Below are 22,162 nucleotides of genomic sequence, written 5' to 3'. Positions count from 1 at the left end.
GCGGCGATGTGGATCTCCTCCGCCGCCGCCAACTTCATGATCAACGGACCGGAGGACGCGCGGTGATCTTCGAAAGGGTGGTGCGGCCCCGGCTGTTCGCGCTGGGAGGCGGGGACGCGGAGGCGGCGCACGAGTGGACGCTCGCGCGGCTCGCCGCGCTGTCGCGGCGGCCGGGGGTGCTGGCGGCGCTGCGGCGGGTCTACTTCCGGGCGGCACCGCGTGAGGTGTTCGGGGTGCGGTTCCCGAACCCGGTCGGGCTGGCGGCCGGGATGGACAAGAACGGGCTGGCGCTGCCGGCCTGGCCGGCGCTGGGCTTCGGCTTCGTCGAGGTCGGCACCGTCACCGCGCACGCCCAGCCGGGCAACGACCGGCCCCGGCTGTTCCGGCTGCGCGACAGCGAGGCCGTGGTCAACCGGATGGGCTTCAACAACGCCGGCGCCGAGGCGCTCGCGGCCCGGTTGTCGGCGCTGCCCCGACCGCTCGGCGTGCCGCTGGGCATCTCGCTCGGCAAGTCCAAGGTGACAGCGCTGGACGAGGCGGTCGAGGACTACCTGGCCTCCTACCGGGCGCTCAAGGGACACGGCGACTACTTCGCGGTCAACGTGTCCTCACCGAACACCCCGGGCCTGCGCTCGCTTCAGGACCGGTCCCACCTGGACGCGCTGCTCGCCGCGCTGGTGGGGGAGAAGCCGGTGCTGGTGAAGATCGCCCCGGACCTCACCGACGCGGCCGTGGCCGAGCTGCTGGAGGTCTGCCTGGACCGGGGCGCGGCGGGTGTCATCGCCACCAACACCACGCTCGGCCGGGACGGGCTCGCCCCGGCCGACCGGGCGCGCGGCGCCGAGGCCGGCGGCCTGTCCGGCCGCCCGCTGACCGCCCGCTCCCGGGAACTGGTCGCCTTCGTGCACCGGGAGACCGGCGGCCGGCTGCCGGTGATCGGCGTGGGCGGCATCCTCGACCCGGACGACGCGGCCCGGATGTTCGACGCCGGCGCCGCCCTGGTGCAGCTCTACACCGGCTTCATCTACCGCGGCCCCACCCTGACCCGAGCCATCGCCACCCGAACCCGCACCACCCCCTGACCTCCGCGATCTTGCAGTTGCCGCCCCGGCATACCGCCCGAACCGGGCAGACGGCGGGCCGAAACCGCAAGATCGCGGGGGAGGGGTGAAGGAGGAACCGTGACGCCCGAGGAGATCCTCGCGGTGGACCGCCGGCACGTCTGGCATCCCTACGCGGCGATGCCGTCGGGCAGTTCGCCGCTGGTCGTGGAGAGCGCGTCGGGGGTACGGCTGCGGTTGGGCGACGGTCGGGAACTGGTCGACGGCATGTCGTCGTGGTGGGCGGCCATCCACGGCTACCGGCACCCGGTGCTGGACGCCGCGGTGACCGACCAGCTCGGCCGGATGAGTCACGTGATGTTCGGCGGGCTCACCCACGAGCCGGCCGCGCGCCTGGCCGCCACCCTGGTCGAGCTGGCCCCGGACGGCCTGGAACACGTCTTCCTGGCCGACTCCGGCTCGGTGAGCGTCGAGGTCGCGGTGAAGATGTGCCTGCAGTACCAGCGCGCCGTGGGGCGCCCGGAACGGCGCCGCCTGGGCACCTGGCGGGGCGGCTACCACGGCGACACGTTCCACCCGATGAGCGTCTGCGACCCGGAGGGCGGCATGCACCACCTCTGGGGCGACGTGCTGCCCCGGCAGGTGTTCGCCCCGCTGCCGCCGGCCGGCTTCGACGCCCCGCCGGACCCGGCGTACGAGGCGGCGCTCGTGGACGCGGTCGAGCGGCACGCCGACGAACTGGCCGCGGTGATCGTCGAGCCGGTGGTGCAGGGCGCCGGCGGGATGCGGTTCCACCACCCGCACTACCTGCGGGTGCTGCGCGAGGTGACCCGGGCGCACGGCATCCTGCTGGTCTTCGACGAGATCGCCACCGGCTTCGGCCGGACCGGGCGGATGTTCGCCGCCGAGCACGCCGGCGTCACGCCGGACGTGCTCTGCGTCGGCAAGGCGCTCACCGGGGGATACCTGACGCTGGCCGCGGCGCTCTGCACCCCGGAGGTGGCCGGCGCGATCTCCGCCGCCGGGGTGCTGGCACACGGCCCGACGTTCATGGGCAACCCGTTGGCGTGCGCCGTCGCCAACGCCTCCCTGGGCCTGCTGCGCGCCGGGGACTGGGCCGGGCGGGTGGCCGGGATCGCCGAGGGGCTGCGCGCCGGCCTGGCGCCGTTGCGCGGCGTTCCCGGCGTGGCCGACGTGCGGGTGCTGGGCGCGATCGGCGTGGTGCAGCTGGACCACGAGGTGGACCTCCCGCGGGCCACGGCAGCCGCGGTGGCCGAGGGAGTGTGGCTGCGCCCGTTCCGGGACCTCGTCTACACCATGCCGCCGTACGTGTGCGACGCCGCGGACGTGGCGAGGATCGCGGCCGGGGTGGCGGCGGCGGTGAAGGCCGGCTGATTCCGGCCGCAGCGGGGCGACGGAAGGCCCGTCGTGGGACACGGAGGCGGCCGGGGCCGCCGGGAGAGGGAGGGACGAGATGGAGACGTTCGGGGTACGCCTGCACCGGGCGGTGGCGGAGCGGGGACCGCTCTGCGTGGGGATCGACCCGCATCCGGGCCTGCTGGCCGACTGGGGGCTGCCCGACGACGTCGGCGGGCTCGAGCGGTTCTGCCGCACGGTGGTGGAGGCGATCGGTGACCGGGTCGCCGTGGTGAAGCCGCAGTCGGCGTTCTTCGAGCGCTTCGGCGCGCGCGGGGTCGGCGTGCTTGAGTCAACTATCCGACAGTTGCGAAATGCGGGCGCGCTCGTTCTCCTCGACGTCAAGCGCGGCGACATCGGTTCGACGGTCCGCGCGTACGCCTCGGCGTACCTCGATCCATCCAGTCCGCTGTATGCCGACGCGATCACCGCGAGCCCCTACCTGGGAGTAGGTTCACTCGCGCCGATGATCGAAACGGCCGCCGCGCACGGCGGCGGGGTCTTCGTCCTGGCGCTCACCTCGAACCCCGAGGGCGCCGCCGTGCAGCGTGCCGTGGGTGCCGACGGGCGCACCGTGGCGCAGACCGTGATCGACGAGATTTCCCAGCTCAACCGGGGTGCGGAGCCGCTCGGCAGCTTCGGCCTGGTGGTCGGCGCGACGATCGGTGAGACCGGCCACGACCTCGGCTCGGTCAACGGCCCGCTGCTCGCGCCGGGGCTGGGCGCGCAGGGCGGCACCCCGGCCGGGCTCCGTACCGTGTTCGGCGCCGCGCTGCCGTCGGTGCTGCCGTCGTACTCCCGGGAGGTGCTGGGCGCCGGGCCGGAACCGGCCGCCCTGCGGGCCGCCACCGAGCGGGTACTGGCCGAGTGCCGGGCTGCTCTGGCCACCGCCTGACTGACTGACGGCTCGGTCACTTTACGTTGATCATCGCGCGTCCACGTTGCCGAAAGCTCCGTTGACCGCTAGTTTTCCCCGCGCTGGGAACCACGGACCCCTTTGGTTGCCAGCGACACCACGTTTCACAGCTGCGGTGGGGCTCCGCCCGCCGTACTAGGGACCTGAGGAGAACTGGTGCCGCTCCCGTCACTGACCCCCGAGCAGCGCGCTGCCGCGCTGGAGAAGGCTGCGGAGATCCGCAAGGCCCGCGCTGAGCTGAAGGAGCAGCTCAAGCAGGGCAAGACCACCCTCGCCACCGTCCTTGAGCGGGCCGAGTCCGACGACGTCGTGGGCAAGCTGAAGGTTTCGGCAGTGCTCCAGGCGATGCCGGGCATCGGCAAGATCCGGGCCACCCAGATCATGGAGAAGCTCAAGATCGCGGACAGCCGTCGCCTGCGTGGCCTCGGCGAGCAGCAGCGCAAGGCGCTGCTCGGTGAGTTCGCCGCCAACTGAACGGCCCACCGTGTAGAAACAAGCGGTGAGCACGGATGACGAGGCGCGCTCGGCGGCTCGGCTCACTGTCCTGTCCGGCCCTTCGGGAGCCGGCCGGGGCAGTGTCGTCGAGCAGGTCCGGGCGCGTCTCGCGTCGGTGTGGGTGCCGGTGGTCGCCACCACCCGACCGCCGCGCCCGGGCGAGCGCGACGGCGTGGACCGGCTCTTCCTCGACCCGGCCGCCTTCGACCGGCTGATCGCCTCGGGCGGGCTGCTGGAGTGGTGCCGGATCGGGCCGTACCGCCGGGGAGTGCCCCGCGCGGACGTGTGGTCCCGCCTCGCCGAGGGGCGGCCGGTGCTGCTGCCGCTGGACCTCGCCGGCGCGCTCACCGTCCGGGCCGTCGCGCCGCAGGCCCGGTTGGTGCTGCTCGTGCCGCCGGCGTACCGGGCCGTCCCGGCGGTCGCGGACGCGTTCGCACACGCCGTGACGCACGACCGGACCGAGCGTGCCGTGGCGGAACTGGTAGGATTGATCGGTTCGTCAGTCCTGGCTCCGGCCCGACCGCCCGCGAGCGGTTGAGCGGCCACCGACCGCCCGCGTGGCGGCGCACGAGACGCAGAGGTCAAATTTCGTGGGATCCATCGCCACCAACCCCGAGGGCATCACCAACCCGCCGATCGACGAGCTGCTCGAGAAGACCACCTCGAAGTACGCGCTGGTGATCTTCGCCGCCAAGCGTGCCCGCCAGGTCAACGCCTACTACAGCCAGCTCGGCGAGGGCCTCCTGGAGTACGTCGGCCCGCTGGTGGAGACCACCCCGCAGGAGAAGCCGCTCTCCATCGCCATGCGCGAGATCAACTCAGGCCTGCTCACCGCCGAGCCGACCGACCAGCCGTAACCGCGCCCGCGCCGATGCCCGCCGAGATCGTCCTCGGGGTCGGCGGCGGCATCGCCGCCTACAAGGCGTGTGAGCTGCTCCGGCTCCTCACCGAGTCGGGTCACCGGGTCCGGGTCGTGCCGACCGCCTCGGCGCTCCGCTTCGTCGGCGCGCCGACCTGGGCGGCGCTCTCCGGCCAGCCGGTCGCCGACGACGTCTGGTCCGATGTGCACGAGGTGCCGCACGTGCGGCTCGGGCAGCACGCCGACCTGGTCGTGGTCGCGCCGGCCACCGCCGACCTGCTCGCCAAGGCCGCCCACGGCCTCGCCGACGACCTGCTCACCAACACGTTGCTGACCGCGCGCTGCCCGGTGGTGCTGGCGCCGGCCATGCACACCGAGATGTGGGAGCACCCGGCCACCGTCGCCAACGTGGCCACGTTGCGGTCCCGGGGCGTCCGGGTCATCGAGCCGGCGGTCGGCCGGCTCACCGGGCAGGATTCCGGCAAGGGCCGGCTGCCCGACCCGGCGGAGATCTTCGCGGTCGCCCGCCGGGCGCTGGCCCGCGGCGTCGCCGCCCCGGCCGACCTGGCCGGCCGGCACGTGGTGGTCACCGCAGGCGGCACCCGCGAACCGCTCGACCCGGTCCGGTTCCTGGGCAACCGGTCCTCCGGCAAGCAGGGGTACGCGTTCGCCCGCGCCGCCGTGGCGCGGGGCGCGCGGGTGACACTCGTCTCGGCCAACGTGGCGCTCGCCGACCCGGCCGGCGTGGACCTGGTCCGGGTGGGCACCACGGCGGAGTTGCGCACCGCGACGCTGGCTGCCGCCGACGTCGCCGACGCCGTGGTGATGGCCGCCGCGCCCGCCGACTTCCGCCCGGCCGACTACGCCACCGGGAAGATCAAGAAGTCGGAGGACGGCACCGCGCCGACCATCGAGCTGGTCACCAACCCGGACATCGCCGCCGAGCTGGGCCGGCGTCGCCGTCCCGGGCAGGTGCTCGTGGTGTTCGCCGCGGAGACCGACGACGCGGAGCGCAACGGCCGGGCCAAGCTGGCCCGCAAGCGCGCCGACCTGATCGTGGTCAACGAGGTCGGCGTCGACAAGGTCTTCGGCGCGGAGACCAACGCGGCCACCGTGATCGGCGCCGACGACACCGTGCACCGGTTCCCCGAACAGCCCAAGGAGGCCCTGGCCGACGCCGTCTGGGACCTCGTGGTCGCCCGGCTGGACCCGCCGTCCTGACGGTTGGTCGACTCGCGTTCCCGGGGCCACGGCGCGACGGGGACGACTAAACTGCCGCCGAGCGACCTTTAAAAGTCTTCACATGCTTAGGAGTGCCGTGACACGTCTCTTCACGTCCGAATCGGTCACGGAGGGCCACCCGGACAAGATCGCCGACCAGATCAGCGACGGCATTCTCGACGCGCTGCTCGACCAGGACCCGCACAGCCGGGTCGCGGTGGAGACGTTGATCACCACCGGGCAGGTGCACGTCGCCGGTGAGGTGACCACGAAGGCGTACGCCGACATCCCGACCATCGTGCGGGAGACCATCCTCGGCATCGGCTACGACTCGTCGAAGAAGGGCTTCGACGGCGCCTCCTGCGGGGTGAGCGTGTCCATCGGCGCCCAGTCGCCGGACATCGCGCAGGGCGTCGACAACGCCTTCGAGCTGCGTACCGGTGGTTCGGAGAGCGCGCTGGACGCGCAGGGCGCGGGCGACCAGGGCATGATGTTCGGCTTCGCGTGCTCCGAGACGCCCGAGCTGATGCCGCTGCCGATCGCGCTGGCGCACCGGCTGGCCCGCCGGCTGTCGCAGGTGCGTAAGGACGGCACCATCCCCTACCTGCGGCCGGACGGCAAGACCCAGGTGACCATCGAGTACGACGGGCTGCGCCCGGTGCGCCTGAATACGGTGGTGGTGTCCAGCCAGCACGCCGCGGACATCTCGCTGGAGTCGCTGCTCACGCCGGACGTGCGGGAGCACGTGATCACGCCGGAGCTGGAGGGTCTCGGGCTGGAGACCGACGGTTACCGGTTGCTGGTGAACCCGACCGGGCGGTTCGAGATCGGCGGCCCGATGGGCGACGCCGGGCTGACCGGCCGGAAGATCATCGTGGACACCTACGGCGGCTACGCCCGGCACGGCGGTGGCGCGTTCTCCGGCAAGGACCCGTCGAAGGTCGACCGGTCGGCGGCGTACGCGATGCGCTGGGTGGCCAAGAACGTGGTCGCGGCCGGGCTGGCCGAGCGGTGCGAGGCGCAGGTCGCATACGCGATCGGCAAGGCGCATCCGGTGAGCCTGTTCATCGAGACCTTCGGCACCGAGACGGTGCCGGTGGCCTCGATCGAGAAGGCCGTCGGCGAGGTGTTCGACCTGCGCCCGGCCGCCATCATCCGGGACCTGCACCTGCTGCGCCCGATCTACCGGCAGACCGCCGCCTACGGCCACTTCGGCCGCGAGCTGCCGGACCTGACCTGGGAGGGCACCGACCGGGCCGCCGACCTCAAGTCGGCCGCGGGAGCCTGACCACCGCCACGCGCCGCGACCGGCGCCCCGCCGAGGGGTCGCCGGTCGCTCGCGTCTGCGTCGACGTGCCGCTGCCGCACCTCGACCGCCCGTTCGACTACCTGGTTCCCGAGACGCTGGACGCCGACGCCCGGCCCGGGGTGCGGGTGAAGGTCCGCTTCGCCGGGCAGCTCGTCGACGGCTGGCTGCTGGAGCGCGTCGACGAGTCCGACCACCCGAAGCTGGCGTACCTGGAGAAGGTCGTCTCCCCGGTGCCGGTGCTCTCGCCGGAGGTGGCCCGGCTGGCCCGGGCGGTCGCCGACCGGTACGCCGGCAGCCTGGCCGACGTGCTGCGGCTGGCCGTGCCGCCGCGGCACGCCCGCGCCGAGAAGTCCGTCACCGCCGCCGACGCCCCGGCCGAGGCCGCCGGTGGGGTCCCCGAGGTGGGCGCGGCGCCGGCCGCCGACCCGACCGCCGCGGCCCGGGCCGACGGTGCGGCCGGAGCTGACGGCGCCGCCCGGGCTGACGGCGCCGACGCGCCGTCCGCGACCGGCGTCCCGCTCGACCCGCGTGGCTGGCGGGACTATCCGGCCGGGCCGGCGCTGCTGCGCGCGCTGGCCGACGGCCGCGCGCCGCGCGCGGTGTGGTCCGCGCTGCCGGGGGAGGACTGGGCCGACCGGTACGCCGACGCGGTGGCCGCGACCGTGGCCGGCGGCCGGGGCGCCGTGGTGGTGGTGGCCGACGGCCGGGACCTGGACCGCCTCGACGCCGCCCTGAACGCGGTGCTCGGTCCGGACCGGCACGCCTGTCTCGCCGCCGCCGCCGGCCCGGCCCGCCGTTACCGTGCCTTCCTGGCCGCCCGGCGGGGCGAGGTGCCGGTGGTGATCGGCACCCGGGCGGCGATGTTCGCCCCGGTCGAGCGGCTCGGCCTGGTGGCGGTCTGGGACGACGGGGACGACCTGCACGCCGAGCCCCGGGCGCCCTACCCGCACGCCCGCGACGTGCTGCTCACCCGGGCGCGGCTCACCGGGGCGGCCGTCCTGGTCGGCGGCTACGCCCGGACCGCCGAGGCGCAACTGCTGGTGGAGACCGGCTGGGCCCGGGAGGTGGTCGCCGACCGGGCCACGGTACGGGCGCGGATGCCGGCGATGGCACCGACCGGTGACGATCCGCAGTTGGCCCGGGACCCGGGGGCGGCCTCCGCCCGGCTGCCCAGCCTGGCCTGGACCACCGCCCGGGACGCCCTCCGGGCCGACCTGCCGGTGCTGGTGCAGGTGCCGCGCCGCGGCTACCTGCCCTCGGTCGCCTGCGCCGACTGCCGGGCCCCGGCCCGTTGCCCGCACTGCGCCGGTCCGCTCGGCCTGCCGTCGGCGCAGGGCACGCCCGCCTGCCGCTGGTGCGGTCGGGTCGCCGCCGCGTACGCCTGCCCGGAGTGCGGCGGGCGGCGGTTGCGTGCCTCCGTCACCGGTGCCCGGCGCACCGCCGAGGAGCTGGGCCGGGCCTTCCCGGGGGTGCCGGTGCGGACCTCCGGGCGCGAGGAGGTGCTGGCCACCGTGCCCGGCGGCGCGGGTCTGGTGATCGCCACCCCGGGCGCCGAGCCGGTCGCCGAGGGCGGCTACGGCGCTGTGCTGCTGCTCGACTCGTGGGCGCTGCTCACCCGGGCCGACCTGCGGGCCGGGGAGGAGGCACTGCGTCGCTGGCTGGCCGGCGCCGCGCTGGCCCGGTCCGGCGCGGCCGGCGGCCGGGTGGTGGTGGTCGCCGACGGCGCGCTCGCCCCGGTGCAGGCGTTGCTGCGGTGGGACGCGGCCTGGTTCGCCGCCCGGGAGTTGGCCGAGCGCCGCGAGCTGGGCTTCCCGCCGGCGGTACGGATGGCCAGCGTCACCGGGGCGGCCGACGCGGTGGCGGACCTGCTGGCCGGTGCCCGGCTGCCCGACGACGCCGAGATCCTCGGCCCGGTGCCGGCCGACGAGGGCCGGGAGCGGATGCTGGTCCGGGTGCCGCGGGCCCGGGCGGCCGCGCTCGCCGACGCGTTGCACGCCGCGGCCGGGCAGCGTAGCGCCCGCAAGGCCGCCGATCCGGTCCGGCTCCAGGTGGACCCGCTCAGCCTGTTCTGACCGGGCCCGACCGCCGTGACCCAGCGCACCCGAACCCTCGCGCACGGTCGTGACCTGCGGTTTACCGCACACCTGGTCCGGCAATTGGGTAGCGCGCGGTGATAGCATCGCCCGTCATGCCCAGCCGTGCGGGATTTCCGTGCGGGACGCGGCGCGGCGGGTGCTCCGGGCACGTCGGGCCACACGGATTCGATCTCGTCAGTCAGCCGGTGAGCAGGGGTGGACCAGTCGTGACCGTTCGTCAGTCGATCGTCTTCAACGGTGATCTCGGCAGCGGCAAGAGCACCGTTTCCGTCGAGATCGCCAAGCGGCTGGGGCTGCGCCGGGTCAGCGTCGGCGACCTCTACCGCCAGATGGCGCAGGAGCGGCAGATGACCGCGCTCCAGCTCAACCTGCACGCCGAGCTGGACCAGGCCGTCGACGGTTACGTCGACCAGCTCCAGCGCGACATCGCCGCCTCCGGCGAGTCGCTGGTGATGGACTCCCGCCTCGCCTGGCACTTCTTCACCGACGCGCTCAAGGTGCACATGATCACCGAGTCGACCGAGGCGGCCCGGCGGGTGCTCGCCCGCCCGTCCGGCCCGGCCGAGAGCTACACCACGCTGGAGGAGGCGCGCGCCAAGCTGCGCGAGCGCAGCGAGAGCGAGCGCAACCGCTTCATCGTCCGCTACGGCGTCGACAAGGCCCGGCTGCGCAACTACGACCTGATCTGCGACACCACCCGGGCCACCCCGGGGCAGGTGATCGAGCACGTCGTCGACGTCTACGAGGGCCGCCTCGGCGCCGACGTGCTGCGCGCCGGCCAGCCGCTGCTGCTGCTCGACCCGACCCGGGTCTACCCCACCGAGGACGTCGCCACGCTGCGCGGCTCCTGGGACCCGGAGCCCGCCCGCGACGGCGACACCGCGGTGGAGCCGCTGAGCATCGGCTACACCGGTGAGTACTTCTTCGTGGTCGACGGGCACCGGCGGCTCAGCGCCGCGGTGCGCGGCGGCGTGCCGATGGTCGCCGCCCGGCTGGTCGCGGAGGTCGACGAGCCGGTGGTCGGCGGGATGAGCGCGGTGGACTTCTTCGCCGCCCAGGCCCGGCCGGGCCTGATCCACGACTGGCAGGACGCGCACGGCATCGCGCTGCCGCTGCCCGAGCACGCGCTGCTCGGCGGCGGTCCGGTGCTGGCCGGCGAACCGGGCGCCGGCGCCTGAGCGGGTCCGCCGCGCGGGGACGGGATCGCCCGATCCGCCGCGGCGGAGCATGATGAGGGTCTCCGATGCCTGGGGAGGCCGACCGTGGATCCTGCCGACGCCCTCGCGCTGCTGATGTCCCCCGCGGGCCGGGTCGATCCCTACCCGACCTACGAGCGGCTGCGGGCACACGGCCCGGTGGTCCAGGCCGGCCCGGTCTTCTACGCGGTGACCGGCTACGCCGAGGCCGACGCCATCCTGCGCGACGCCCGGTTCGGGGTGATGGACGACGGCCTTCGTGACCAGTTCATGCCCGGCTGGCGGGAGAGCCCGGCGGTGCTGTCGATCTCCCGGTCGATGCTGCGCACCAATCCGCCCGACCACAGCCGGATGCGGCGGCTGGCCGCCGGGGCGTTCACCCCGCGTCGGATCGCCGCCATGCGCGGCGTGGTGGAGGCGCAGGCCGACGCGCTGGTCGACGCGATGCTGGCCGGCGGCCGGGGCGGGGCCCCGGTCGACTTCATGGCCGAGTTCGCGTACCCGTTGCCGGTCGGGGTGATCTGCGCGTTGCTCGGCGTCCCGGCGGCGGACCGGCCGCTGTTCCGGCGCTGGGCCACCGACCTGACCGGCGTGCTGGAGCCGGAGATCACCATGGACGAGCTGGCCGTGGCCGACCGGGGTGCGGCGGAGCTGCGGGCCTACTTCACCGAGCTGGTGGCGGCCCGCCGACGCGCGCCGGCCGACGACCTGACCACCGCGCTGGTCCAGGCGCACGACGGCGGTGACCGACTGACCGGCGACGAGCTGCTGGCCAACCTGATCGTGCTGCTGGTGGCCGGCTTCGAGACCACCACCAACCTGCTCGGCAACGGCCTGGTGGCACTGCTGGAGCATCCGGCCGCCGCGGCGACGCTGCGCGAGCACCCGGATCTCGCCCCGGCGTACGTCGACGAGCTGCTGCGCTTCGACTCGCCGGTGCAGCTCACCTCGCGGATGAGCACCGCGCCGTCCCGGTACGGCGGCGTCGACCTGCCGGCGGAGAGCTGGGTCATCGTGATGCTCGGCGCGGCCAACCGGGATCCCCGCCGCTATCCGGAACCGGGCCGCTTCGACCCCTGGCGCCCGCAGATCCACCCGCTGTCCTTCGGCGCGGGGCCGCACTACTGCCTCGGCGCGGCGCTGGCCCGGCTGGAGGCGCAGGTGGCGTTCCCGCTGCTGCTGCGCCGGCTGCCCGAGCTGGCGGTGGCCGGCACGCCCGAGCGGCGGGTCCGGCTCACCCTGCGTGGTTACGCCACGCTGCCGGTCACGCCGGGGCGTGAGGCGGCGCCGGTCACCGTTGCCGGTACGCCGCCGGGGGCGGCCGGGCCGACTCCGTAGACTGGGGTCGCACCGCCCGTCCCAGACCCAAGGAGCCACGTCGCGTGACCGTTCAGCCCATCCGTCTGTTCGGCGATCCGGTGCTGCGCACGCCGGCCGACCCGGTGGTCGACTTCGACGCCGAGCTGCGCAAGCTGGTCGCCGACCTGACCGACACGATGCGTGAGCAGAACGGCGCCGGCCTGGCCGCGCCGCAGCTCGGGGTGGGCCTTCGGGTCTTCACCTTCGACGTCGACGACATGCTCGGCCACCTGGTCAACCCGGTGCTGGAGTTCCCCGACGAGGAGGAGCAGGACGGCCCGGAGGGCTGCCTGTCCATCCCCGGGCTCTACTTCGACACGAAGCGCCGGCAGAACGTGATCGCCAAGGGCTTCTCCGCCCACGGCGACCCGATGCAGATCGTCGGCACCGGGCTGATGGCCCGCTGCCTGCAGCACGAGACCGACCACCTCGACGGGGTGCTCTTCGTCGACCGCCTCGACCTGGCCGGCCGCAAGGAGGCCATGAGGGCGATCCGCCAGGCCGACTGGTACGACCAGGGCGCGCCGCCCACGGTCAAGCTCAGCCCGCACCCCGTGAGCAACCCCTTCGGCCTGGGGCGGTGACCGGGATGCGCCTGGTCTTCGCCGGCACGCCGGCGGTCGCCGTACCGGCCCTGGACGCGATCGCCGCCTCCGGCCACGAGCTGCTCGCCGTGGTCACCCGCCCGGACGCCCCGGCCGGTCGTGGCCGAGGGCTGGTCCGCTCGCCCGTGGGCGCGTGGGCCGACGCGCACGGCGTCGAGGTGCTCACCCCGGCCCGGCCGCGGGAGCCCGAGTTCCTCGACCGGCTGCGCGCGCTCGCGCCGGACTGCGTGCCCGTGGTCGCCTACGGCGCGCTGGTGCCGCCGGTGGCGCTGGAGATCCCCCGGCACGGCTGGATCAACCTGCACTTCTCGTTGTTGCCCGCCTGGCGGGGCGCGGCGCCGGTGCAGCACGCCGTGCTGCACGGCGACGAGCTGACCGGGGCCAGCGTCTTCCAGTTGGAGGAGGGGTTGGACACCGGCCCGGTCTTCGGCACCGTCACCGACGAGATCCGGCCCGCCGACACCTCCGGCGACCTGCTGGAGCGGCTGGCCCACTCCGGCGCCGGCCTGCTTGTCGCGGTGCTCGACGCGATCGACGCCGGCACCGCCCGGGCCGAGCCGCAGCCGGCCGACGGGGTCTCCCTGGCGCCGAAGCTGACCGTGGAGGACGCGCGGGTGCGCTGGACCGACCCGGCGTTCGCGGTGGACCGGCGGATCCGGGCCTGCACGCCCGCGCCCGGCCCGTGGACCACGTTCCGCGACGACCGGGTCAAGCTCGGCCCGGTCACCCCGCTGGCGAACGGTCCCGAGCTGAAGCCGGGGGAGCTGCTGGTGGAGAAGTCGCAGGTGCTGGTCGGCACCGCGTCCGGGCCGGTGCGGCTCGGCGAGGTGCGCGCGGCCGGCAAGAAGGCCATGTCGGCCGGCGACTGGGCGCGCGGCGCCCGGGTCGCCGCGGGCGAGGCTCTCTCGTGACCGGCCCGGACCGGCCCGTCGAGGGCGAGCGTCCCCGGGGATACGCGCGTGAGCACGGCGATCGCCGGCGCGGCGACGACCGCTTCGGCGGCGACCGTCAGCGTGGCGACCGGCCCGGCGCGGACCGGCGCGGCGGGGACCGCTTCGGCGGCGACCGGCGGGGCGGGCCGCGTCCGGCGCGACCGGCCGTGGACCTGCCCCGGCACGTCGCGTACGAGGCGCTCGCGGCGGTGCACCGCGACGACGCGTACGCCAACCTGGTGCTGCCGGCGATGCTGCGCGAGGCGGGGTTGAGTGGTCGGGACGCCGCGTTCGCCACCGAGCTGACCTACGGCACGCTGCGGCACACCGGCACGTTGGACGCGATCGTCACCGACGCGGCGGGCCGGGACGTGCAGCGGATCGACCCGCCGGTGCGCGACGCGTTGCGGCTGGGCGCCTACCAGTTGCTGCACACCCGGGTGCCGGCGCACGCGGCGGTGTCGTCCACGGTGGACCTGGTCCGCACCGTCGGGCCGGGCGCCACCGGGTTCGCCAACGCGGTGCTGCGGGAGATCGCCGGCCGGGACGCGGACGCCTGGGTGGCGAAGCTCGCCCCGGCCGAGGAGACCGACCCGATCGGCCGTCTCGCGTTGACCTTCAGCCACCCGCAGTGGATCGTCCGGGCGTTCGCCGAGGCGCTCGGCGGCGACCTGGGGGAGACCACCCGGCTGCTGATCGAGGACAACGAGCGTCCGCCGGTGCACCTGTGCGCCCGTCCCGGCCTGGCCGACGCGGTGGAGCTGGCCGACGAGGTGGGTGGCGCGCCCGGCGCGTTCTCGCCGTACGCGGTCTACCTGCCCGGCGGCGCGCCGGGTGAGCTGGCGGCGGTGGCCGACGGCCGGGCGCACGTGCAGGACGAGGGCTCCCAGTTGGTGGCGGACGCGCTGGCGAACGCGCCGCTGGAGGGTCCGGACGGCCGGTGGCTCGACCTGTGCGCCGGGCCGGGCGGCAAGGCCGGCCTGCTCGGTGCGCTGGCCGCGATGCGCGGGGCGCGGCTGACCGCGGTCGAGGTGGCCGAGCACCGGGCCCGGTTGGTCGAGCGGGCGACCCGGGGCCTGCCGGTGACCGTGGTGCACGCCGACGGGCGGGGCGTGGGCGACGAGCCCAAGCTGCCGGAGGGCCACTTCGACCGGGTGCTGGTCGACGCGCCGTGCACCGGTCTGGGGTCGCTGCGCCGCCGGCCGGAGTCGCGCTGGCGGCGCCAGCCGTCGGATCTGCCGCCGCTGACCCGGCTGCAGCGGGAGCTGCTCACCGCCGCGTTGCGGGCGGTCCGCCCGGGTGGCCTGGTGGCCTACGTGACCTGCTCGCCGCACGTGGTGGAGACGCACGTGACGGTGACCGAGGCGTCCCGGCGGTGCGGCTTCCCGGTCGACTTCGTCGATGCCCGGCCGCTGCTGCCGGCCGGCATGCCGGGCCTGGGTGACGGCCCGACGGTGCAGCTCTGGCCGCACCGGCACGGCACCGACGCGATGTTCCTGGCGGTGCTGCGCAAGGGGTGACCTCGACGGCGGATGCATCCCTCGCGGGGGAGGGGGTTCGCGGGATGTGACAGCCCGTTGACTGTGCGATCGATACATGTAACTGTTCCGATCACCGGTCCAACGGTCCGTCACCCCCGCGTTCCACGAGGAGTCTCCATGAGACGCAGCACGCCGACCACGAGCCTCGCGCTCGCCCTCGTCGCCACCCTGACGACGGCGAGCCTGGCCGGCACCGCCTCCGCCGCTCCCGCCGCCCCCGCCCCCGCCCCGGCGCCGGCCGCCGCCGCGCTCGCCGCCCCGGACGTCTCCCTGACCAACGTCCAGGCCCACCTCACCCAGCTCAACTCCATCGCCAGCAGCAACGGCGGCAACCGCCGGGCCGGCTCGGCCGGCTACGCCGCGTCGGTCAGCTACGTCAAGGGCAAGCTCCAGGCGGCCGGCTACACGGTCACCGAGCAGAACTGCACCACCTGCACCTACCCGGGCAGCAACCTGATCGCCGAGTGGCCCCAGGGCCCCGCCGACCAGGTGGTGATGTTCGGCGCCCACCTGGACAGCGTCTCCGCCGGCCCCGGCATCAACGACAACGGCTCCGGCTCGGCCACGCTGCTGGAGAACGCGCTGGTGCTGGCCGCGCAGAACCCGACCATGACCAAGCGGGTCCGGTTCGCCTGGTGGAACGGCGAGGAGCAGGGCCTGCAGGGGTCGAAGCACTACGTCAACCAGCTCAGCACCACCCAGCGGGGCTACATCAAGGGCTACTACAACTTCGACATGGTCGGCTCGCCCAACGGCGGCTACTTCATCAACCGGATCACCTCGGCCACCGCGGCGCCGCTGAAGGCGTACTGGGACTCGTTCGGCATCCAGCCGGAGGAGAACACCGAGGGCCAGGGCCGCTCCGACGACTACTCGTTCGCCAACGCCGGCATCCAGACCTCCGGCTACGCCGCCGGCGCCAGCTACACCAAGACCGCGGCGCAGGCCGCCAAGTGGGGCGGCACCTCCGGCGCGGCGTACGACGGCTGCTACCACCGCTCCTGCGACACCACCAGCAACATCAACACGACGGTGCTCAACCGCAGCGCGGACGGTGTGGCGTACGCGATCTGGGCGCTCGCCGTCGGCGGCGGCACCCCGACCAACGACTTCTCCGTCGCGGTGAGCCCCACCTCCGGCAGCGTCGCCCGGGGCGGCTCCACCACCGCCACGGTCAGCACCGCCACCACCTCCGGCAGCGCCCAGACCGTCACGCTGTCGGCCAGCGGGGCGCCGAGCGGGGTCACGGTCGGCTTCAGCCCGTCGTCGGTCACCTCGGGCGGCTCCGCCACCATGACGGTCAGCGCCTCGTCCACGGCGACCACCGGCACGTTCACGATCACCGTCACCGGGACCGGCTCGGCCACCCGCACCGCCAGCTACACGCTGACCGTGACCGGTGGCAGCGGTGGCTGCACCGGCGGGCAGCTCATCGCCAACGGGGGCTTCGAGTCGGGCAACACGTCGTGGACCGCCAGCTCCGGGGTGATCACCAACGACTCCGGCCAGGCGGCCCGCACCGGGACCTACAAGGCCTGGATGGACGGCTACGGCTCGTCGCACACCGACACGCTGTCCCAGTCGGTGACCCTGCCGGCCGGCTGCGCCAGCTACACGCTGTCGTTCTGGCTGCACATCGACTCGGCCGAGACCACCACCTCGACCGCGTACGACAAGCTGACCGTGCAGGTCGGGTCGACCACGCTGGCGACGTACTCCAACCTGAACAAGGCCACCGGCTACACCCAGCGCACCTTCAACCTGGCCGGCTACGCGGGCCAGACGGTCACGCTCAAGTGGACCGGCGTCGAGGACGCCTCGTTGCAGACCAGCTTCGTGGTCGACGACGTGACGCTCCAGGTGGGCTGAGCACACCCGGCGGGGCGGGCCGACGCCCGCCCCGCCCGGGGCTCAGGTGATCGGCAGGGCCTTGCCGCCCGCGCCGCGGACCGAGCGGGTGAGCGTCCGCTCGGACACCCAGAGGAAGCACTGCACGCCCCGGTCGCCGTCGCGCCACTGCTGCTCGAACGGGTGGTAGATGATCGTGCCGGCCCGGTACTGCATGTTGCCGTCGTTCGGCACCTCGGCGTACTTCGCGATCAGGCCCCGGCACGCCTTGTGCGCCCGCAGCGAGGTGCGCTGGAACTCGGCGTAGCTGATGTCGGGTGCCTGGTAGATCCCGACGAACTCGGCGTGGTGCCTCGTGGTGCAGGCGACCGGCCGCATCGCCTGCACCTCGTCCTTGCTCAGCTTCGGGTTGAAGCAGGCCAGCGCGAGCGGCGAGCCGGGCTTCAGGGCGCCGCGCAGGCTGCCGGTGCGGGAGGTGACGTTCCCCTCGTCCAGGCCGTTCACCTCGGCGACGTCGCAGCGGTACCAGCGGGCGCCGCCGGACCACGCCAGGGCCGAGGGGAAGACCACCGAGAGCTGCAACCGCCCGGAGCGCCAGTCCGCGCCGACCGCCCGGGTCACCTGCCGGGCGCACTCCGCGTGGGCGGTGCGAATGCCGGCCGAGCCGGCCCGCGGCGGCGCCGACCGCCCGGCGTCCGGGCCGGTCAGCGTCCCGACGTGCAACGTCTCGACCCGGTGCGCGGTGGCGCAGTCGACCGGCTGGTAGCCGCTGAGATAACCCACGTCGGCGACGGTGGGGTGGCAGACGTCGGCCTCGGGCACGAAGCCGACCGGGGCGGCGAAGGCCGGCCACTCGTCGGTCAGGTCGCGGTCGACCCCGGCCGGCGCGCTGCAACCGGCGAGCGCCAGCACCGCCACCGCGCCCGCGGCGACCGCCGCCCACCATCGCCGCATCGCGACCGACCTCCCGCCGTCCGGAGCCGCCCGGCCGACCGGTACGCCTCGGCGTGGCAGCATACGGCACCCACGTCAGATGACGGGGAGTCCCTCGGGGCCGGCACCGCGCATCGAGCGGGTCAGTTTGCGGTCGTCGCTCCACAGGAAACACCGCACGCCCCGGTCGCCCTCCTCCCACTCCCGCTGCGACGGCGGATAGAAGATGGACCCGGCGCGGTAGGGCAGCTCGGCATTGTCCGGCACGCTGGCGAACGCGGCGATCAGCGTCATGCACCGCCGGTGCGCCGCCGGCGCGGCCCGGGCGAACTCCGCCCAGCTCATGTCCCGTTCGACGTAGACGCCGACGAACTCGGCCCGGTGCGGCTCGGTGCACAGCACCGGGGCCATGTAGTTGAGGTTCGCGCCGATCAGTTTCGGGTCGAAGCAGCGGTGCACCAGCGGGTTGTCGCCGACCAGCGCGCCGCGCAGGCTGCCCACCCGGTTGACCGGCCGGGTGTTGTCGATGCTGTCGGTCTCGGCCAGGTCGCAGCGGAACCAGCGGGCGCCGGACATCCACGCGGTCGCCGGCGGCAGCGCGATGTTCAGGGTGAGCCGGGCGGCGTGCCAGTCCCCGCCGATCATCTCGCGGGCCCGCTGGTCGCACTCGGCGCGGGCGGTGCGCAGCTCCGGTGACCCGGGCTCGGGGCGGGCGCCGAGCGCCGCCGGCCCGGTGAACGTGCCGACGTGCACCGCCTCGGCCAGGTGGCTGCGCGCGCAGTCCACCGTCTCGTACGTGGCCGCCTGCACCACCGCGGTCAGCCGGGGCAGGCACGCGTCGGTGGCCGGGACGAAGAGTCGGGGCGCCGGCAGCGCCGCCCAGTCGTCGATGAGGTCACCGTCGGCCCGGTGCGCCTGGACGCAGCCGGCGAGCGCCGCCGTCACCGCGCCGGCCAGCGCGAGCGCATGGAGCCACCGTCGCATCGTCCGCTCCTTCGCCGGAGAGATGGCAGCCGGTCGCCGCGGGCCCGTGCGGCGTCCCCCGCGGCCCGGGCGTGCAGCATATGTGACCGTCCCTGTAGGAGTTTCGTCATCTTTCAGTCGATCGGCCAGTGGCGCACGACTATTCGTGTCGATTTCTCGCCCGGACGGGCCGGTTATGCACCGGAGGTGACCGGAGCGTCACCGGCTGTACCTCGTGGTGCCGCGCCGCAGCCGGGAGGTGACCGCGTTCGTACACTGACCCCGTGACCGTACCGCCGCCCGTCGTCGCGCCCAGCATCCTGGCCGCCGACTTCGCCCGCCTCGCCGACGAGGTCCGCGCCGTGGAGTCCGCCGCCGACTGGCTGCACGTGGACGTCATGGACAACCACTTCGTCCCCAACCTCACCATCGGCCTGCCGGTGGTGCAGAGCCTGCTCGCGGCCACCGAGCTGCCGTTCGACGTGCACCTGATGATCGAGGACCCGCGCCGCTGGGCACCGGGCTACGCCGACGCGGGGGCGTACAACGTGACGTTCCACGCCGAGGCGTGCGACGACCCGGTGGCGCTGGCGAAGGACCTGCGCTCGGCCGGGGCGAAGGCGGGGCTGGCGATCGACCGGGACACCCCGATCGAGCCCTACCTGGAGCTGCTGCCCAGCTTCGACACGCTGCTGATCATGACGATCAAGGCCGGCTTCGGCGGTCAGCGGTTCCTGCCCTCGCTGCTGGACAAGGTGCGTGCCGCCCGCCGGCACGTGGACGGCGGCCACCTGGAGCTGCGCATCGAGGTCGACGGCGGCATCGCCGCGGACACCATCGAGCAGGCCGCCGCCGCCGGCGCCGACGCGTTCGTCGCCGGCACCGCCGTCTACGGCGCCGACGACCCGGCCGAGGCGGTACGCCGCCTGCGCGGCCTGGCGGAACGTGCGATGACCGGGGCCTGAGATGGACCCGGCCGGCGACCGACCCGACGTCATCCTGGTCGTCGACGACGACGAGGACATCGCCCGCTTCGTCGAGTTCAACCTGCGCCTGCACGGCTTCGAGGTGCTGCACGCCGCCGACGGCCAGGAGGCGCTGGAGGTCATCGAGCGGCAGCGGCCGGACCTGGCCGTGGTCGACCTGATGATGCCGCGCGTCGACGGCCTGGAGCTGACCCGCCGGCTGCGCGCCGACCCGATGACCTCGGCGCTGCCGGTGATCATGCTGACCGCCAAGGGCATGACGTCCGACAAGGTCAACGGCCTCAGCGCGGGCGCCGACGACTACCTGGTCAAGCCGTTCGACACCGCCGAGCTGGTCGCCCGGGTCAGCTCCACGCTGCGCCGCAACAAGGAGTTCCGGGAGGTCTCCCCGCTGACCGGCCTGCCCGGCAACAGCCGCATCCGGCGGGAGATCACCGACCGGGTGCGCAGCGGCGTCGACTACGCCGTCGGCTACGTCGACATCGACCGGTTCAAGAGCGTCAACGACCGGTACGGCTTCGTCCGCGGGGACGAGTTCATCTCGGCGCTGGCCCGCAGCCTGCACCGGGCGGTGGTGTCGATCGGGCTGCCACCGGCCTTCCTCGGCCACGTCGGCGGCGACGACTTCGTCATCGTCTGCGCCCCGACCCAGGTCCGGCCGCTGACCAGCCGGGCGGTGGAGGACTTCGAGAAGGCCGCCGACGCGCTCTACGACCTGATCGACCGGGAGCGCGGCTTCGTCGAGCTGAAGGACCGGCGGGGCAACATCCGCCGGGCCGCGCTGGTCACCCTCTCCATCGGCGTGTCGCTGTCCGACAGCGGCAAGCGGTTCACCGATCCGCTGGAGGCCATCGCCGTGGCCTCCGAGATGAAGACGGTCGCCAAGAGCCAACCCGGTTCGTACGTGGCGGTCGACCGCCGTCGCGGCGTCACCTGATCCGGGGCCCGCGCCTGTGAGGTAGCTCGCCTCTGTGGCGCGCGTCGCGGCGGAACGTGTAAGACTTCCGGGGTACCCACCACGCGCTGGCGGGGCTCGGTGAAATTCCGAACCGGCGGTGATCCACGGTCCGACCGTGGTAAGCCCGCGACCCGGACGGCTTCGGCCGTGCGGTGGACCTGGTGAGAATCCGGGGCCGACGGTTGGGGTGCGGCTCGTCCGCCCCCAGAAAGTCCGGATGGGAGACAGCGCGCGGAACGGGGGAGGCCCCTGCCGGCCGCTGAGCACCCTCAGCCGCCGCGTGGGCTCCCCGGGGCCGGCCATGCCGTTCCCGGGTTCTCCGCCGCCGCGTGTCCGCGGCCACCCGTGCCGCTGCTCCCCACCCCGCCCGCGCGTGACCGGCGAGCGGGAGGGCAGGGCAGGTCATGGCGAGCGTCTCCGTCGACGAGGCGATGCGTCGCGCCGTCGAGCTGGCCGCTCGCGGCCTCGGCGCCACCAGCCCCAACCCGGTCGTCGGCTGCCTGCTGCTCGACGCCGACGGCGAGGTCGTCGGCGAGGGCTTCCACGCGTACGCCGGCGGGCCGCACGCGGAGATCGTCGCGCTGGCGCAGGCCGGCACGCGCGCCCGTGGCGGCACCGCGGTGGTCACCCTGGAGCCCTGCGACCACACCGGTCGCACCGGTCCCTGCAGTCACGCGTTGATCGCCGCCGGCGTGGCCCGTGTGGTGGTCGCCGTGCCCGACCCCAATCCGGTGGCCTCCGGCGGCGCGGCCACGCTGCGCGCCGCCGGGGTCCAGGTCACTCTCGGGGTACGCGGCGCGGAGGCCGAGGCCGGCAACATCGCCTGGCTCACCTCGATGCGCCGGGGCTGGCCCTACCTGATCTGGAAGTACGCGGCCACGCTCGACGGGCGGTCGGCCGCCGCCGACGGCACCAGCATGTGGATCACCTCGGAGGCGGCCCGCACCGACGTGCACGCGCTGCGCGGCACCGTCGACGCGGTGCTCGCCGGGGTGGGCACCGTGCTCGCCGACGATCCCCGGCTCACCGCCCGCAACCTGCGTGACGGCACGCTCGCCATCCGGCAGCCGCTGCGGGTGGTGGTGGACAGCTCGGGGCGTACGCCGGCCGACGCCCGGGTCCGCGACGGCGCCGCGCGCACCTGGGTGGCCACGGCCGCGGAGGTCGGCGCCGGCCCGGACGGCCGGGTCGACCTGACGGCGCTGCTCGCCGAGCTGCACCACCGCGGCGTGCGGGCCGCGCTGCTGGAGGGCGGCCCCACACTGGCCGGCGCGTTCCTCGCCGCCGGCCTGGTCGACCGGATCGTCGGCTACGTCGCGCCGAGGCTGCTCGGCGCCGGCCCCACCGCGCTGCTCGACGCGGGCGTGACGACCATCGCCGACGCCATCGACCTGGAGATCACCGACGTTACGCGTGTCGGTCCCGACCTGCGGATCACCGCGCTGCCCCGGAAGAGGGAGGCTTGAAC

The 22,162-nt window shown here is 74.5% G+C and carries 20 protein-coding genes and 1 riboswitch; of the genes, 18 read left to right on the top strand and 2 right to left on the bottom strand.

The annotated features are described in order from the left end of the window. The first annotated feature begins 62 nt into the window (after positions 1-62). From O7598_RS18300 to O7598_RS18230, 15 genes are all read left to right on the top strand, one after another. The gene (locus O7598_RS18300; RefSeq protein ID WP_269692539.1) at positions 63-1,082 is read left to right on the top strand and encodes a quinone-dependent dihydroorotate dehydrogenase; all 1,020 of its coding nucleotides are present in this window, start codon (positions 63-65) and stop codon (positions 1,080-1,082) included. A gap of 99 nt (positions 1,083-1,181) precedes the next feature. Continuing rightward, positions 1,182-2,456 (top strand): adenosylmethionine--8-amino-7-oxononanoate transaminase, encoded by a 1,275-nt coding sequence (locus O7598_RS18295; RefSeq protein WP_269692538.1) that lies wholly within the window; start codon positions 1,182-1,184, stop codon positions 2,454-2,456. 79 nt (positions 2,457-2,535) lie between these two features. After that, complete coding sequence (gene pyrF, locus O7598_RS18290; protein WP_269692537.1) at positions 2,536-3,372, top strand: orotidine-5'-phosphate decarboxylase; 837 nt, start codon at positions 2,536-2,538, stop codon at positions 3,370-3,372. 177 nt (positions 3,373-3,549) lie between these two features. Beyond that, positions 3,550-3,867, top strand: coding sequence for an integration host factor, actinobacterial type (mihF, locus tag O7598_RS18285; RefSeq protein ID WP_013285515.1), 318 nt, complete (start codon positions 3,550-3,552; stop codon positions 3,865-3,867). Positions 3,868-3,892: 25 nt separating this feature from the next. After that, the gene (locus O7598_RS18280) at positions 3,893-4,426 is read left to right on the top strand and encodes a guanylate kinase (protein WP_269692536.1); all 534 of its coding nucleotides are present in this window, start codon (positions 3,893-3,895) and stop codon (positions 4,424-4,426) included. A 52-nt stretch (positions 4,427-4,478) separates the two neighbouring features. After that, positions 4,479-4,745: a DNA-directed RNA polymerase subunit omega gene (gene rpoZ, locus O7598_RS18275; protein WP_025617742.1), complete on the top strand. Its 267-nt coding sequence runs from the start codon at positions 4,479-4,481 to the stop codon at positions 4,743-4,745. A gap of 14 nt (positions 4,746-4,759) precedes the next feature. Then, a complete protein-coding gene (coaBC, locus tag O7598_RS18270) occupies positions 4,760-5,968 on the top strand; it encodes a bifunctional phosphopantothenoylcysteine decarboxylase/phosphopantothenate--cysteine ligase CoaBC (RefSeq protein ID WP_269692535.1) in 1,209 nt (402 codons plus the stop codon). A gap of 97 nt (positions 5,969-6,065) precedes the next feature. Next, positions 6,066-7,256 carry a methionine adenosyltransferase gene (gene metK, locus O7598_RS18265; protein ID WP_269692534.1) on the top strand — a complete coding sequence of 397 codons (1,191 nt, stop codon included), beginning with the start codon at positions 6,066-6,068 and terminating at the stop codon, positions 7,254-7,256. A 65-nt stretch (positions 7,257-7,321) separates the two neighbouring features. Further along, on the top strand, positions 7,322-9,349 hold the full coding sequence (locus tag O7598_RS18260) for a primosomal protein N' (protein ID WP_269692533.1): 2,028 nt from the start codon (positions 7,322-7,324) through the stop codon (positions 9,347-9,349). Between the two features lie 230 nt (positions 9,350-9,579). After that, a complete protein-coding gene (locus tag O7598_RS18255; RefSeq protein WP_269692532.1) occupies positions 9,580-10,551 on the top strand; it encodes an AAA family ATPase in 972 nt (323 codons plus the stop codon). A 114-nt stretch (positions 10,552-10,665) separates the two neighbouring features. After that, complete coding sequence (locus O7598_RS18250; RefSeq protein WP_442929930.1) at positions 10,666-11,907, top strand: cytochrome P450; 1,242 nt, start codon at positions 10,666-10,668, stop codon at positions 11,905-11,907. Between the two features lie 44 nt (positions 11,908-11,951). After that, the gene (gene def, locus O7598_RS18245) at positions 11,952-12,512 is read left to right on the top strand and encodes a peptide deformylase (RefSeq protein WP_269692530.1); all 561 of its coding nucleotides are present in this window, start codon (positions 11,952-11,954) and stop codon (positions 12,510-12,512) included. A gap of 5 nt (positions 12,513-12,517) precedes the next feature. After that, positions 12,518-13,444 carry a methionyl-tRNA formyltransferase gene (gene fmt, locus O7598_RS18240; protein ID WP_269694903.1) on the top strand — a complete coding sequence of 309 codons (927 nt, stop codon included), beginning with the start codon at positions 12,518-12,520 and terminating at the stop codon, positions 13,442-13,444. Next, positions 13,441-14,985, top strand: a complete 1,545-nt coding sequence (locus O7598_RS18235; RefSeq protein ID WP_269692529.1) for an RsmB/NOP family class I SAM-dependent RNA methyltransferase — start codon at positions 13,441-13,443, stop codon at positions 14,983-14,985. Before fmt ends, O7598_RS18235 begins: the two co-directional genes overlap by 4 nt. Positions 14,986-15,123: 138 nt before the next feature. Beyond that, entirely contained in the window at positions 15,124-16,875 is a 1,752-nt protein-coding gene (locus tag O7598_RS18230; protein ID WP_269692528.1) for a M28 family peptidase, read from the top strand. Between the two features lie 42 nt (positions 16,876-16,917). On the opposite strand, the gene O7598_RS18225 is transcribed toward O7598_RS18230, so the two are convergent. Together O7598_RS18225 and O7598_RS18220 are read right to left on the bottom strand one after the other, a co-directional pair. Then, positions 16,918-17,808: a septum formation family protein gene (locus O7598_RS18225; protein ID WP_269692527.1), complete on the bottom strand. Its 891-nt coding sequence runs from the start codon at positions 17,806-17,808 to the stop codon at positions 16,918-16,920. A gap of 75 nt (positions 17,809-17,883) precedes the next feature. Next, positions 17,884-18,771 carry a septum formation family protein gene (locus tag O7598_RS18220; RefSeq protein ID WP_269692526.1) on the bottom strand — a complete coding sequence of 296 codons (888 nt, stop codon included), beginning with the start codon at positions 18,769-18,771 and terminating at the stop codon, positions 17,884-17,886. Positions 18,772-19,034: 263 nt separating this feature from the next. Here O7598_RS18220 and rpe point away from each other — a divergent pair, with 263 nt between their 5' ends. The 3 genes from rpe (at position 19,035) to ribD (ending at position 22,160) form a co-directional block, all read left to right on the top strand. Beyond that, on the top strand, positions 19,035-19,715 hold the full coding sequence (gene rpe, locus O7598_RS18215) for a ribulose-phosphate 3-epimerase (RefSeq protein WP_091067083.1): 681 nt from the start codon (positions 19,035-19,037) through the stop codon (positions 19,713-19,715). Between the two features lies 1 nt (position 19,716). Continuing rightward, positions 19,717-20,673, top strand: coding sequence for a GGDEF domain-containing response regulator (locus O7598_RS18210; RefSeq protein WP_091067081.1), 957 nt, complete (start codon positions 19,717-19,719; stop codon positions 20,671-20,673). A gap of 81 nt (positions 20,674-20,754) precedes the next feature. After that, positions 20,755-20,927, top strand: a riboswitch (FMN riboswitch). Between the two features lie 171 nt (positions 20,928-21,098). After that, on the top strand, positions 21,099-22,160 hold the full coding sequence (gene ribD / locus O7598_RS18205) for a bifunctional diaminohydroxyphosphoribosylaminopyrimidine deaminase/5-amino-6-(5-phosphoribosylamino)uracil reductase RibD (RefSeq protein ID WP_269692525.1): 1,062 nt from the start codon (positions 21,099-21,101) through the stop codon (positions 22,158-22,160). Positions 22,161-22,162 lie beyond the last annotated feature (2 nt).

This window comes from Micromonospora sp. WMMC241, from assembly GCF_027460165.1.
Classification (GTDB): domain Bacteria; phylum Actinomycetota; class Actinomycetes; order Mycobacteriales; family Micromonosporaceae; genus Micromonospora; species Micromonospora humi.
Note: the sequence above shows the minus strand (reverse complement) of the source record. Positions and strands in the feature narration are given on the sequence as shown.

Coding starts and splice junctions, on each gene's coding strand:
- pyrF (WP_269692537.1), top strand. CDS start 2,536: ATGGAGACGTTCGGGGTACGCCTGCACCGGGCGGTGGCGGAGCGGGGA.
- coaBC (WP_269692535.1), top strand. CDS start 4,760: ATGCCCGCCGAGATCGTCCTCGGGGTCGGCGGCGGCATCGCCGCCTAC.
- O7598_RS18250 (WP_442929930.1), top strand. CDS start 10,666: ATGTCCCCCGCGGGCCGGGTCGATCCCTACCCGACCTACGAGCGGCTG.
- fmt (WP_269694903.1), top strand. CDS start 12,518: ATGCGCCTGGTCTTCGCCGGCACGCCGGCGGTCGCCGTACCGGCCCTG.
- O7598_RS18230 (WP_269692528.1), top strand. CDS start 15,124: ATGAGACGCAGCACGCCGACCACGAGCCTCGCGCTCGCCCTCGTCGCC.
- O7598_RS18225 (WP_269692527.1), bottom strand. CDS start 17,808: ATGCGGCGATGGTGGGCGGCGGTCGCCGCGGGCGCGGTGGCGGTGCTG.
- O7598_RS18220 (WP_269692526.1), bottom strand. CDS start 18,771: ATGCGACGGTGGCTCCATGCGCTCGCGCTGGCCGGCGCGGTGACGGCG.
- O7598_RS18210 (WP_091067081.1), top strand. CDS start 19,717: ATGGACCCGGCCGGCGACCGACCCGACGTCATCCTGGTCGTCGACGAC.
- ribD (WP_269692525.1), top strand. CDS start 21,099: ATGGCGAGCGTCTCCGTCGACGAGGCGATGCGTCGCGCCGTCGAGCTG.